Source organism: Arsenophonus sp. PmNCSU2021_1 (genome assembly GCF_036919435.1).
In the GTDB taxonomy this organism is placed as follows: Bacteria; Pseudomonadota; Gammaproteobacteria; order Enterobacterales; family Enterobacteriaceae; genus Arsenophonus; species Arsenophonus nilaparvatae.
Genome location: NZ_JAZHPL010000009.1, coordinates 240,201 through 253,600, shown reverse-complemented (window position 1 = coordinate 253,600; position 13,400 = coordinate 240,201). Strand labels below are relative to the sequence as shown.

Genomic DNA, 13,400 nt, shown 5'->3' with positions numbered 1-13,400 from the left:
TCTATTCGTTTGAATTGATATCCCTTTTAGGAAAAAAGTATGAACCTCTATATCGCAGAAAAACCCTCTGTGGCGAATGATATTCCAAAGTGCTATAGGGTAATTTTCAGAAAAAAGACGGCTATCTTGAGTCAGCCGATAACATCGTAACATGGTGCTACGGGGATCTCCTCAAATCGATTGAGCCGGAGGCGTACAATCCCGCTTATGCACAGTGGAAAGCCGAGGATTTGCCATTGCTGCTTTACCCGCTGCGCTATGAGCCTATTGCCGGGAAGGAAGTGCATACCCAAACGGTGATTAACCTCATCAAAAAGGCGGATGTGATTGTCCACGGAGGCGACCCGGACGACGAGGGGCAACTGCTGGTTGAGGCGTTGCTGGAATATACCGACAACCGCAAGCCGGTTAAGCGTTTGCTGATTAATCACAACACCGACGCTGCCGTTAAAAAAGCACTGTCTCAACTGAAAGATAATCACCAGTTCAAAGGCATTTACCGCAAAGCCTTGGCAAGGGCTGCTGGCGATTTGATTTACGGCATGAGCATGACCCCATGACCCGCGCCTATACCATTGAAGGACGCAAAAACGGCTATCGGGGCGTCTTGTCCGTAGGAAGGGTACAAACGCCGATCCTTGGCCTGATAGTGCGCCGCTATCTTGCCAATCAGTCGCACCTGTCGAGTTTTTACTACCAGCTTATCGGTGATTTTGCCGTGAGCGGCCAGACATTCTCCGCCCACTGGAAGGTCAATGAAAATGCGCCGCAGGACGACAAGAAGCGCCTTACCAGCAAAAGTTATGCCGATGCACTCGCCGCACGTTTGCGCGGCAAGGACGCCGATATAAAGGCCGCTGGCGTACAGGAGAAAGAAACCGCGCCGCCACTCCCGTTCAATCTGGTGAGATTGCAGCAGACGATGAATCGTCAGCACAAGATGACGGCGGCGCGAACGCTGGAAATCACTCAGCAGCTACGCGAAAAATATAAAGCCATCAACCTATAACCGCTCCGATTGCTCCTATCTGTCCGACGAGCAGTTTAACGAAGCGCCACAGGTGCTTGAAGCTCTGCAAGGTATTAGCGATTTTAACGGACTTGCGCTTGATCGGAGCCGAAAAAGCAAGGCGTTTGACAGTGGCAAGGTAACAGCGCATACCGCGATCATCCCCACAGCAAAAGTACCAGAATTAAACGCCCTCAGTGAGCATGAACGGCGGGTTTATCTGGCTATCGCACAACATTATCTGGTGCAGTTCATGCCCAACAAGCGTTATCTGGAAGCCTCGGTTGTGGTGGAAGTTGACGCTGAAACCTTTAGCGCACGGGCAACAAAAACGATGGATGCCGGGTTTAGCGCCTTCCTCAAAGGTGAAGCGTCTGACGCCAGCGATGAGGCTATGCCGGACAGCGCGTTTGAGGTACTACAGGCATTACGCTCCGGAGAAACTGGCCGTTGTGAAGCCGTGACCGTGAATGAGAAGAAAACCACCCCACCCCCGTTGTTCACCGAAGCAACGCTACTGGCAGCACTGGTGCGGGTAGCGGATTTCGTTGAAGACCTACGTATTAAGCAACTGCTAAAAGAAAAGGATAAAGACAAAAAAGATGAGCACGGCGGCATCGGTACACCCGCCACACGCTCGGATATGCTGGAAAAACTGAAAAACCGCCAATTTATCCGCGCGCTACCAGAGTCTGCAACATTGCCCGATATGACCGCGCTCTGGTCAGCACAACAAAGCGATATCGAGCAAGGCAGTAAAACGGTGGATGAATTTGTGAACACGAGTTTCGCAATCTCCAAAAAAGAAGTATAAACACGAGTTTCGCACAGGCCTATAAAATTCTAGAAATGGCTTAAAAGTAATGATTAATCTGCAAGTTACTGAAATGCATAAATTTACTTAATTTACAATAAGTTATATTTAATTTATAAGGTTTTATCTATTTATATATTATGCTGAATTAAACTTAAAAATAGAGCGTTTTTTTATTGGTGCGAAACTCGTGATAAATTTAAAAACAAGAAAAAATCAGGGTGTTCATATTTTGTCGGGTTATCCATGTATTAAAGATATCTATAAAACATTCTTACAAGTAAGCAGTTTAAGATACTCTGGTTTAGCGTTATCAGAAGTAAGCCCATCGCCTTTATCTCATGACACTGTTAGCCGATGGCTAAAAAGTAGATGTTTTAGACCTAAAGACCTATGGCGATTAGTTGAACCTTCTATAGACAAAAAAAGCCCTTGCGTACTAATTGCCGATGATACATTGATTGCCAAAACACGTAGTAAAAAAATAGAGATGGTCCATTATCAATATTCAGGTAATGAACATGATGTTATTGCTGGCATAGGTTTAGTTAATTTGCTTTGGCATGATCTGACGAAGGTTGAATCAATTCCTATCAATTATCTTATTTATGATAAAGATTCTGATGGAAAAACAAAAAACACGCACTTTTCCGAAATGCTCACTCTTGCTAAAAAAAGAGGGATCATGCCAGAAGCGGTAGTGATGGATGCTTGGTATTCTAGCCTGGATAACCTGAAATCAATTCGCTCTCATGGTTGGATCTGGGTAACCACGCTGAGGAAAAATAGGATTGTTAACCATAACAAACAACTGAACAAGTTAGACATCTCAGAAGAAGGAACGTCAATACACTTGCGAGGATATGGTTGGGTAACCGTTTTCAAATTTACAGCCAAAAACGGCCGTATTGATTACATAGTAACAAACAAAGAGAATCCCACCCGTCAATACGTCCAATCTATCATGGATGCCCGTTGGTCTGTTGAAGTTTATCATCGAGAAGTTAAACAAAACTGTGGTATTGAACGCTGTCAGGCTCGCACGAGCCGAGCGCAAAGAAATCATATTTTTCTCGCTATTTCTGCGTGGTTTGAACAACATAAACGTCGTATATCTGAAAAAATAACCCTTTATCAACAAAATTGGGACGTAATCAAAAGTGCTATTACTGAGCAAATCCGTGTTTTATTAGCGTACCCAAATTAGTTTTGTGCGAAACTCGTGACTATGAAGGATATTTAATAACCCGAGAGAAAATCGGAAAGGCGGTTAAGTATACCAATAATGACGCCGCTAAATTATTGAGAGTTTCGGGTAATTTGGCAAATTCAATAACCTATCAGGTGGTGAAAAAATGAGACTGCCCAATATGGCAAGAACCATCCGCCGATTTTCGCAACCGTTAACCTTCATCACGGAAGTGATCACCACGAAAGATTTTAAGCCGGATTTTGCGATAACACGAAAATCGATTGATGGGGTGATTATTAGTCTTTCCGATGAGGCAATTAACAAGGATAGTCTGGACTGGTCACTGGCGTATTTCACGGTGCATGTACAACCGAAGTATGCCGATTTGCTCGGTGTTTATATGGAATTCAAGGGGAAAATATTTAAATCGATTAACCGCAAAGACTATAGCGACTATGGCTATGTGCGCTATGTCTTTAAGGAAGTGAAAAATAGTGAGATCACTTGTCGTCTATTGAAAGACTCGCCCCTAAACTCTGCATCTTAGCAAGTATTTTATTGATTTCATCTTTATCTAAGGCGAGTTGTGCAGCCATAACAAAAAGGATATGAGGGGATATCGGTCGAGGGTTTCGCCTATTTGTATACTTTCGCCACTGACTATTATTCGAGACTAAGGCTAAATCTGCCATTTGAGAGCCGTTAAAGCCAAGATTCTCTTTCAGTTTAAGAAGTTCATTGACCGATGGTTCTTTGTAGTTTAAGAAAAGACGCATAGTAATACCTATCCTCTACAAGTAGCAGAGGATGTTGATTATCAGACTAATTTTATGATCACAGTGGTAATTGCCGCCACTGCTCCAACAATTCCTGATGCTACAGCAACCGGATACCAAAAAGTCTCTCTATTCAATTTAGCTGTTTCTGAATTTAATTTATTTGCTTCTGAATTTAACTTAATAGTTTCTGCCATCATTTTAGAAATTTCAGCATGGATTTTTTCAAGTTCAATAGTTGTCATTGCTTTACTCATTAATTTTCTTCCTTTCGGGTTGGGTCATGAACGTTTCACTTCCTCATGAGTCACATGATAGAACCATTGGAGCTATTCGTCAATGCAAGATACCAATTTACACCACAAAAACTACCAACCACCGATCCAAAGGCTGGCAATGGTGATTCGAGATACGCTAGAGGTTGCGGAAAACACAATATTTATCGGACGTTCAAATCTGGCGAATCAGGATTTTAATGCGCCTGTTATCAGCATTGAGCAATCTGGCAACAGTGAAGTGAAAGGCTTTAGCGAAACATACCGCCGAAACGTTGAGGTGATGGAATACAGCCAGCACGAGAAAATCCTCTTTGACGTGAATGTCTGGGGAAAGCAAGCATTGCAACGGGCGCAAATTCTCTTGCGGTTGCTTAGAACACAAAAAGGCTTTGAGCAGCAGTGGAAGCACACGATTAGCTTATCTGCGCCAACGGGCGTGCGTGATTTGCACTTTACGACAGGTAGCCAGTATCGAGAGCGCGTGATGTTTTCGATTAACACCTATGTATCGGATTATATCAACGTCTCAACACCGTCAATCAACCATCTTACTTTCCAACTTTCCAACGAAAAAGGTTCACAGCATGAGCAATAATCTTGGCATCGACATTGAAAATGTTGTCAATGTGCAGCTACTCAAAGAGCAGCGAGGCGCAAATTACGACAATATCAACCACGTCATCATGATGACCAGTGAAACGGGCACGATTTTTGACGGCAAAACGATTTATGCCACCTACAAAAATATCGCAGGGGTCAAAGCCGATTTTGGCATTACCTCGAAAACCTACCAGATGGCCACTGCTTTTTTTGGCACGTCCCCCAATCCGATAGGCTCCGGAGGCAATCTGATTATCGGGCATTACCGGAAAACCGATTTAACGCTGCCCGCGGTGGAATTTGACACGCTGACAGGCTCAGAAATTGACAGCAACGCGCTACTTAAAACGCTGCGTCAAATTGAAGACGGCAGTATGAAGCTCGGCAAATTGACACTTGAAAATCTCAACTTTGGTGACGCGGTCACTTTCAATGATGTGATTAATCCCCTCAATCGGGCGTTGCCAGACGGCTACCCATCTGCTGAAAATCAGCCCGACAACAACAATCTGCCTACCAACGGAAAATCTACCTTTGTATACCTTGATAAGCGTTTGATGGTGTCAGAAAAAGGGTTAGCCAACGCTAGCCCAACTGGGACAGGGACGTTTGTGGGTAATCTGCTAGGACTGGGTGATAGCGCTACCTTAACCAAAGCGACACCGCCTCAAACTTTGCCATCACAATCTCCCGATGAGGCAATCGCCAATGTGGTAGCTGCGTCTTCGGGTTGTGGGTATTGTTTTATTGATGAGTTGACCAATGACCAGATTTTAAAACTGGCGAGCTACAGTCAAGCCAACAAGATACTAGGCTATCAGGTGGTTTCTCATTCGGATAATCTCACGACAAAAGGCTTGGCGTGGCAAGTGAGCAAGAAAGGGCAAGAATATTTCCGGCTGCTTTTTTCAAAGCGCAATCAGAAAGCCTTGGCGGTTTCCTACATGGCAAGAGTGCATGTGGTCGATTTCAGCGCTGAAAATAGTGCGATGACGATTCACTTAAAAGAACTCGCCTGTGAGCCAGAAAGCTATAGCCAAACCGAGGTAGACAGTGCGTCATCCGTGGGTATCGATATTTACACGTTAATCAAAGACCGTCCGGTGGTGATGTGCTCAAATACCAACGAATTTGTCGATAATGTTTATAACCTGAAAGCCTATGTCAATCAGGTACAGGTCGATACCTTTAATTTAATGAAAGCGACTGCAACCAAAATTCCGCAGACTGGAAAAGGGGTGGACTTACTGGTTGATTGCATCAATCAGGTGGCAGCGAGATTTGTGCGAGCTAGCGTTTTTGCTGCCGGAGAATGGACATCACCCGATACCTTCGGCGATGTAGAGCAGTTTAAGCGGTCAATTGAGAGCAAAGGGTATTTCACTTATGCCAATTTATTGGCAGAACAATCACAGGTTGATCGCATAAACCGCAAATCACCCGCTATCCAACAAGCCGTAAAAAATGCAGGGGCATTTCATCGGGCAGATATTATCATCAACTTTAATTACTAGAGGCGAAACATGGCGCAAATTTCCTATGATGTGGATGCAACAACCGTCATTCTAGGCGGTCGAATCTTAAGTGATTTCGTCGCGGGAACCACCGTGCAAATCACTTTCCCCAATCCCGATACCAGCCGTTTTAACGGCTCCGGTGGTTCCGTCAGTGTGGCAAAGCGCACGGATGCCAAAGTTTCCGAGCTTGAGTTTCATGTTTTAAGGGGAAGTGCCGATGATGTCTGGTTATCCTCGCTACAAGGCAGTGGTGAAGTGACGTTGCTCAATGCTTCGGTGAGCACGTTGTACAAGATCGACGGTAAAGCCAAAACAGAAACCTTTACGTTTACAGGCGGGAGTATCACAGACCAGCCACAATTTACCTTTGCCAATACTGACCACAATGCTGAAATGACCTACAAACTGCAATTTCGGGATTTCACTCGTTCTATTTAACGAGAAAAAATCATGACAGAACAAGGATTAGGCAGCCTTACGGGGCTATCGCAAGATGATATTGTCGATATCACCAAAAACAAAACGTTTAAGGTGCAAGGTAACGAATTTCAGATTGGCAATTTCAATCATCATTTACGGTTGAAAGCGCTGGAAATTGTCGAGGACTTGGGGCAATCAAAACGAATTGCCGCGACACTTTCAACTCATAGTGACGGCAATCTGAGGCAGCTTTACAACCAAATCACCCACGAGGGTATGAGCATTAGCAAATTGCCAAACTTTTTTGATGAAAAACCTGAGCTTTTCATTCCCTTAACGCTAACGGTATTACACCTCTACGCTGCCCCTTTTTTATCGGCATTAACGGCGAGCTGACCTTTACGCCTCGTTATCCTAATAGCTGGCGACAGTACGTTAGAAAATCCTCACTCAATGAGCACGACAAACTGCTTTTTTCACTGGTTAAGGCAGGTTACGGCTCAGTGGGTGAGCTTATGGCGTTGCGCGATGATGACATGTTCTTCTATCTGAAAACTGCCGAACACGCCTTTATCACGGGGGCGATTGAGTGGAAACAGCACGACGAAGTGAAGCAAAAGAGGTGACGAATGAGTGAATAAAAGTTAAGCCTGGATATTGGCGTTAATGCCAATGCGGGCGTGCTTGATACGTTAATTTCTGCACTTGATAAATTATCTCAACAATTAAGCGGTGTGACGGGGAAATTCACCACCGTCACCGCAAAAGTTGACCAGCTTGGCACAAAAAGTACCCGTACGGCAAAAGACGTGCATAAAGCCAGTGATTCTGTTGATGACCTCGGCAAAGAGGCAAAAAAAACCGAAAGTAAACTCGGAAAATTGGGCGAAAAGCTCAGCGAATTTAAAGGCATTATCACAGGAGCATTTACTCTCACGGCAATTATGAGTGCAGGGGAGCAGATTAATAGCTTTAACAAAGCGGTTCGACAAACTGGCATTGACGCAAAAAGTTTTCAGGTGTTAAGAGAAGGCGCACAGGAAGTTGGCGTAAGTTTTGATGAATTATCCGATGGCGTCAAAGAGTTCCAACGGGCGATTAATAGCGACGGTGATACCGCAAGTCAGGTGTTCAAAAAGCTCCGCGTGGCGTTTAAGGACAGCAACGGCAAAATCAGGGATACCAGCGTCCTGTTGCGTGAAACGGGCAGCGCGTTAAACAACATACAGGACAAAGGCGTAAGAACCGCACTTGCTGAGCAAGTTGGACTTTCCTATGAAATGGTTGATGCCATCGGCAAAACCCGTGAAGAGTGGACAGCGCTTGAGCAAAAAGTCGCAGAAGGTCGTGCATTAACCCAAGACGATTTAGCGCAATCGGAAATTTTCCGGCGCACGTTCGCCAGTGTCTTACTGCAACTGCAACAGATTGCAGAAAAAGTGTTTGCCACCCTTGCGCCGATTTTTAATTTTGTGTTGAAAGGGTTGCAGCCTGTGATTGGCTTCATTGGTCGAGTCGTGGGTGCATTTGCCAAGCTGATTAACTTTCTCAATAAAACGACTGACGGTTTTTGGCTGTTGGTTCCGGCAGCCTTGGCACTCGTGAAAGTGTTTCCGCTTATCACCAAAGCAACTGTCTTGAACAGTATATTTATGGAGCAACGTTATGATACGACTCATCCCATTCTTGGTTCTTTCTGAGAATCGCATTCAGGATAGTCAGCAGTTTGCGCATACAGGCAACCAGCGCCACTTTTTTGGCTTTTCCTGCTGCAACCAGCCGTGTGTAAAATGCTTTTATCACCGGATTGAAACGAGTTGCAACCAGTGCAGCCATGTACAAAGAGGTTCGAACTCCGGCCCGACCGCCAAAAATGGTTCGTCGGCCACGCATGGTTCCCGAGTCTCTATTAACAGGAGCTACCCCAACCAGTGCACTGATCTCCCTGCGCGAGAGTTTCCCTAACTCAGGGACTTCTGCCAGCAATGTAGCAGCAGTCATCATACCAATGCCTTTGATAGTACTTAGCCGCTCTGCAAGCTCGTTGAAATGATCCGTAATATGCTTATGCATATCCTCGTCAATCCGTTTAAGTTCATTTTCTAGTGCATTGATGATGTTACTGATGCTTTTTCTGTTTTGCGGGTGAGATGGATGCATCCGGTTTCTTTCAGCTACAAGCATTGCAATCAGCTGGCGTCTGCGCACCACCATAGCAGCAAGAATCTGACGCTCTGCATCAGGAATAGCCTGGATAAAACGTGACCGCTCAGGATGGCGGTTAATGACATCAGCCATCTGAGCTAAAACTCTGGCATCTATTCTATCAGTCTTTGCCAGATAGCCCATGGATCGAGCAAAGTCTCTGGCTTGCCTGGGATTGATAACGGCAACATCAAAACCTTCAGCCTGAAGAGCGCATGCAATCGCTGCCTCGAGACCACCTGTAGCTTCCATCAGAATCAAGGCTATGTTGTTCTTTTTCAGTTGATAAATGATGGTATCGAACCCGTCAGGGTTATTGCTGACTCTGAACTGCTCAATGTTATTGGTGCCTGCAATATCCAATGAAGCTTTAGAAACATCAATTCCTACACAAATTGGATTTAGCTGACTCATATTACCCATCCTTGCAAATACGTTATGAATTACGGACAACTGTTCGGGTTTCAGATGAGTGGCTAAGTGTATGCATCATTCGCTTTGCTACGGGCTATAAACCCCAGGGACAATCGGATTACATACACCTTGCCAAATCTAATCGCTATTATTATAACCAAATTTCAAGATACAAGGGATTAGAGTGGGATATTGTCGAAATTAATAATGACTTTCCGAATAATCTCTTTGACCCTAATATGGACAATGCAGCTTTTAGAGATGAGGTCAATTTGCTGTATGTCTCAGCGACCCGAGCGAAGAAGACACTCGTTATTAATAAATTGTTGGTAAATATTCTTGCCAAAGTTGCTGAGAATGAAAAAACGGCACAGGCTTAATTCAGTAATGCCTCTAGAAGCGCCTGTAATCGATTGTGAGCCATTTTCCTGTGATTAGCCATGAAAAGATACCAGTAACAAAAAATAAACGCACCTGAGAAGATAAGGTGCGTTTTTGTATGGCTGGATTATGATGTCTGATATGTACACGAGTTTCGCACCAATAAAAAAACGCTCTATTTTTAAGTTTAATTCAGCATAATATGTAAATAGATAAAAACTTATAAATTAAATATAACTTATTGTAAATTAAGTAAATTTATGCATTTCAGTAACTTGCAGATTAATCATTACTTTTAAGCCATTTCTAGAATTTTATAGGCCTGGGCGAAACTCGTGATGTAATGAATAAATAGCATATTTAATATAGCGGGTTTGTTTGCCATAATTCAATCTGACGCCAGCAATTATTGAAGATATCGGATGAGTAAAAAATTCACCCCAACACCACACGATGCTGTATTCAAGCAGTTTTTAAGTGAGAAAGAGACGGCAAAAGATTTTTTTGATATCTGGCTACCGGATGAGATTAAGTCGTTGTGCGATTTCGATAGCCTCAAAATGGAATCAGGCTCATTTATCGATAGTGAGATGAAAAATTACCAGAGTGATATCCTGTATTCAGTTAGCACCACGAAAGGAAGTGGATATATCTATGTTTTGATTGAGCACCAGTCCACGCCAGATAAACTCATGGCATGGCGACTCATGCGCTATAGCATGGCAGCGATGCAAAAAGTGCGACAGGAAGTTGTCTGACATATTGTTTTGACAAAGGAATGGACAAAACCAGTCATCCCATTGACTGTAACCTACCGTGACAGGCGTGGCGGGCAACTGCGGGGTCTGAAGCTCACGGGACAATGAAACCTTGCGTTGTAAAACGCGATAACGAAACCGTGAGGGAATAGTTATTACCTGCAAGCATCATGCGGATGAGGTGCTAGGTTTATCGGTATGGTTAACGTATGTGAACTGTTAATAAAGACCGTGATCGCTAACAGGCCAAAGATGCTGATAGGCCTGAACCAAAAGGTATGAGGTAGGTTATCTGTGGTTTTTGTGCGGATACATGGGCAATAACCCTCCGGTCGAGAGATAGAACCTAACCCGATAGTTTGTATGTCAGGTGAAACCTGGTAAGCCCGTACCGCCGCCGTAAGGCTAGAGATATCGTAAGATAGATTGATAACGGTGCGGGTAAAGGATGATGAAAAAAGCGAATGCCGGTCTGTAATGGGACGGATAGAGGTTCAAACTTTGCCTTACCACGAAAGTGAGCAGACTTTCATCGGGTCTTTAATCGTGAGAAGACGAGTAAAACTTTCAAGAGGAGGAAAGCAAGTTGAGTGCAGCCAACATGTGTGCATCTGCATCCTTCCACCCAACAAGCTGGCATTCTATTAACTGGAAAACCAGTCATGTACGGGTGCGAAAGTTACAAGTACGTATTGCGAAAGCAGCGAAGAACGAGCAATGGCGCAGAGTAAAAGCGTTGCAACGTTTATTAACACGGTCATTCACCGCTAAAGTGATGGCGATAAAACGTGTGACCGACAATACAGGCAAGAAAACGCCTGGTGTCGATGGTGTTATGTGGAATACACCCGAAAAGAAGTGGAACGCAATAGGGGCTATGAAACGTACAGGGTATAGACCAAAACCTTTACGCCGAATATATATCCCGAAAGCAAACGGAAAACTGCGAGCTCTTGGTATACCGACCATGCTTGACAGAGCGATGCAAGCGCTACATTTGCTAGCCCTAGAGCCTGTATCGGAAATCACAGCGGATAAGAACAGTTACGGATTCCGGTCACTTAGAAGTACCGCTGATGCGATAGAGCAAATATTTTGTAATTGTGCAAAATCTAAATCAGCAAAATGGGTGTTAGAAGCGGATATTGCAGGATGCTTTGATAACATTAGTCATGATTTCTTAATCAACACAATTCCTATGGATAAAGTGATATTAAGTAAGTGGCTAAAATCAGGTTTATTAGATCGTGGAGCCTTTTACACCACCAATGGTGGGACACCGCAAGGCGGTATTATTTCCCCAACATTGGCTAATATGGCACTGGATGGTCTTGAAGCTGAACTCCGACAAGTATTTGGATATTCAGGTACGGCTAAAGGTAATAAGCATAAAGTCCATTATGTGCGATATTGCGATATGCGGATGATTTTGTGATAACAGGTATCTCACATGAACTCCTTAAATCAAGGGTCAAACCACTGGTTGAAGGATTTATGGCAAAAAGAGGCTTGCGTCTATCACAAGAAAAAACGAGAATTATCCATATTAGTGAAGGGCTTAATTTCTTAGGACAGAATGTTAGATCTTTTAACGGAAAATTTTTAATATCACCCGCAAAAAAAAATCTCACAAACTTTTTGAAGAAAATTAGAACCACGATAAAGCAGGAAAGGTCAAGCAGCGCATGGAAACTGATAACTAAACTCAACCCGATAATTAGAGGGTGGGTAAATTACCACCGACATGTTGTTGCGAAAAAAAGCCTTTTCTAAAATCGATCATCTGATTTGGCAAGTTTTGTGGAAATGGTGTTTAAGACGTCACCCAAAGAAAGGTAAGTATTGGGTAAGAAAAAAATACTTTACCGTTCAAGGGAATAATCAATGGATGTTTAGTGGAAAAGCGCCGGAAGGCAAGAATTTTACACTGTACAAAGCATCTTCCACACCTATAAAGCGCCATATAAAAATCAGAAGTGAAGCCTGCCCATTCGATAAAAAATGGGAAATGTATTTCGAAAAAAGGCTAGAAAATACCTGGAAACAAAAAACCGTAGGAAGTAAGAAAGTAAGAGTACTATGGATAAGACAAGATAAACGCTGTTTATGCTGCAACCAATTAATTACTCAAGAAACTGGCTGGAACATACACCATAAAGTCGAAAGAGTGAAAGGAGGCGGAAATGAACTGGGTAATCTTGAACTCTTACATCCTAATTGCCATCGCCAAAAACATAGTCGGGCTGCTGGTTGCGATCATACTGTATCGTGACTTATAAAGGCTTGAGCGGTATGCGGGGAAACTTGCACGTACCGTTCTTAGGGGGCGGCGTGACAGAGATGTCACGTTGCTACCCGACCATTTAGAACAGGGAAACAAGAAATTACCGTTAGTTTTCCCCATTTTATTTTATTGTGGTGAACAGAGTCCTCACCCTTATAGCACTCATTGGCTCGATTGCTTTGAAAACAGAAAATTAGCAGAAAGTATCTACACCAACCCTTTTAAGTTAGCCGATGTCACCACGCTTGATGATGGTGAGATTATGCAACATAAGCGAATGGCGTTATTGGAATTATTACAAAAACACATTCGAAGACGCGATATGACAGAATTACTGGATAGTATTGTTAAACTGTTGTCGTATAATTACTATACCGATAATCAAGTTATTACTATGTTTAACTATCTCATTCAGGAAGGTAATGCTCAAAAACCAATGGAATTTATCACCGAGATAGCCAAACAATCAGAGAAACACGAAGGAGCATTTATGACTATTGCTCAAGCATTAAAACAAGAAGGATTACAAAGAGGAAAGCTGGAAGACCGTCAGGAAGGCTACCAGTTAGGCAAAAATGATGGCGTTCAAGAAGGTAAACTTGAAGGGATTCAAGAGGGAATGCAAAAGGGCGAAAAACATGCATCGATGAAGATAGCGCGCCAAATGCTCGAAAGTGACATGGACAGGCAATCGGTGATGAAGTTTACTGGCTTAAATGATGATGAGATGATTAACCTGTTTAAAGATTAAA

At 43.5% G+C, this 13,400-nt stretch carries 12 protein-coding genes and 2 pseudogenes; 12 read left to right on the top strand and 2 right to left on the bottom strand.

The window, feature by feature from the left end; translation table 11 throughout:
• Positions 1–39: 39 nt before the first annotated feature.
• The 3 genes and pseudogenes from V3224_RS21140 to V3224_RS21130 all read left to right on the top strand — a co-directional run.
• A pseudogene (locus tag V3224_RS21140) lies at positions 40–1,790 on the top strand (DNA topoisomerase); the annotation flags it as partial.
• A gap of 265 nt (positions 1,791–2,055) precedes the next feature.
• Positions 2,056–3,030, top strand: coding sequence for an IS701 family transposase (locus tag V3224_RS21135; protein ID WP_334472527.1), 975 nt, complete (start codon positions 2,056–2,058; stop codon positions 3,028–3,030).
• A gap of 148 nt (positions 3,031–3,178) precedes the next feature.
• The gene (locus V3224_RS21130) at positions 3,179–3,562 is read left to right on the top strand and encodes a hypothetical protein (RefSeq protein WP_334472526.1); all 384 of its coding nucleotides are present in this window, start codon (positions 3,179–3,181) and stop codon (positions 3,560–3,562) included.
• Positions 3,563–3,832: 270 nt separating this feature from the next.
• Here V3224_RS21130 and V3224_RS21125 read toward each other — a convergent pair whose 3' ends face one another.
• Positions 3,833–4,048 (bottom strand): hypothetical protein, encoded by a 216-nt coding sequence (locus V3224_RS21125; protein ID WP_334472525.1) that lies wholly within the window; start codon positions 4,046–4,048, stop codon positions 3,833–3,835.
• 82 nt (positions 4,049–4,130) lie between these two features.
• Between V3224_RS21125 and V3224_RS21120 the strand changes: the two genes are divergently transcribed.
• From V3224_RS21120 to V3224_RS21100, 5 genes are all read left to right on the top strand, one after another.
• Positions 4,131–4,664: a phage neck terminator protein gene (locus V3224_RS21120; RefSeq protein ID WP_334472524.1), complete on the top strand. Its 534-nt coding sequence runs from the start codon at positions 4,131–4,133 to the stop codon at positions 4,662–4,664.
• On the top strand, positions 4,654–6,183 hold the full coding sequence (locus V3224_RS21115; protein ID WP_334472523.1) for a DUF3383 family protein: 1,530 nt from the start codon (positions 4,654–4,656) through the stop codon (positions 6,181–6,183). The genes V3224_RS21120 and V3224_RS21115 overlap by 11 nt, the downstream gene beginning before the upstream one ends.
• A 9-nt stretch (positions 6,184–6,192) precedes the next feature.
• Positions 6,193–6,624: a hypothetical protein gene (locus V3224_RS21110; RefSeq protein WP_334472522.1), complete on the top strand. Its 432-nt coding sequence runs from the start codon at positions 6,193–6,195 to the stop codon at positions 6,622–6,624.
• A gap of 12 nt (positions 6,625–6,636) precedes the next feature.
• Positions 6,637–7,002: a hypothetical protein gene (locus V3224_RS21105; RefSeq protein WP_334472521.1), complete on the top strand. Its 366-nt coding sequence runs from the start codon at positions 6,637–6,639 to the stop codon at positions 7,000–7,002.
• Positions 7,003–7,286: 284 nt separating this feature from the next.
• Positions 7,287–8,306: a hypothetical protein gene (locus V3224_RS21100; RefSeq protein WP_334472520.1), complete on the top strand. Its 1,020-nt coding sequence runs from the start codon at positions 7,287–7,289 to the stop codon at positions 8,304–8,306.
• Here V3224_RS21100 and V3224_RS21095 read toward each other — a convergent pair.
• The gene (locus V3224_RS21095) at positions 8,257–9,225 is read right to left on the bottom strand and encodes an IS110 family transposase (protein WP_032115191.1); all 969 of its coding nucleotides are present in this window, start codon (positions 9,223–9,225) and stop codon (positions 8,257–8,259) included. The genes V3224_RS21100 and V3224_RS21095 overlap by 50 nt on opposite strands.
• On the opposite strand from V3224_RS21095, the gene V3224_RS21090 reads away from it, so the two are divergent.
• The 4 genes and pseudogenes from V3224_RS21090 (at position 9,207) to V3224_RS21075 (ending at position 13,399) form a co-directional block, all read left to right on the top strand.
• Positions 9,207–9,605 (top strand): 3'-5' exonuclease, encoded by a 399-nt coding sequence (locus V3224_RS21090; RefSeq protein WP_334472519.1) that lies wholly within the window; start codon positions 9,207–9,209, stop codon positions 9,603–9,605. The genes V3224_RS21095 and V3224_RS21090 overlap by 19 nt on opposite strands.
• A 423-nt stretch (positions 9,606–10,028) precedes the next feature.
• Positions 10,029–10,364: an Rpn family recombination-promoting nuclease/putative transposase gene (locus V3224_RS21085; RefSeq protein ID WP_334472518.1), complete on the top strand. Its 336-nt coding sequence runs from the start codon at positions 10,029–10,031 to the stop codon at positions 10,362–10,364.
• A 601-nt stretch (positions 10,365–10,965) separates the two neighbouring features.
• Positions 10,966–12,636, top strand: a pseudogene (ltrA, locus tag V3224_RS21080) (group II intron reverse transcriptase/maturase).
• A gap of 76 nt (positions 12,637–12,712) precedes the next feature.
• On the top strand, positions 12,713–13,399 hold the full coding sequence (locus V3224_RS21075; RefSeq protein ID WP_334472517.1) for an Rpn family recombination-promoting nuclease/putative transposase: 687 nt from the start codon (positions 12,713–12,715) through the stop codon (positions 13,397–13,399).
• Position 13,400 lies beyond the last annotated feature (1 nt).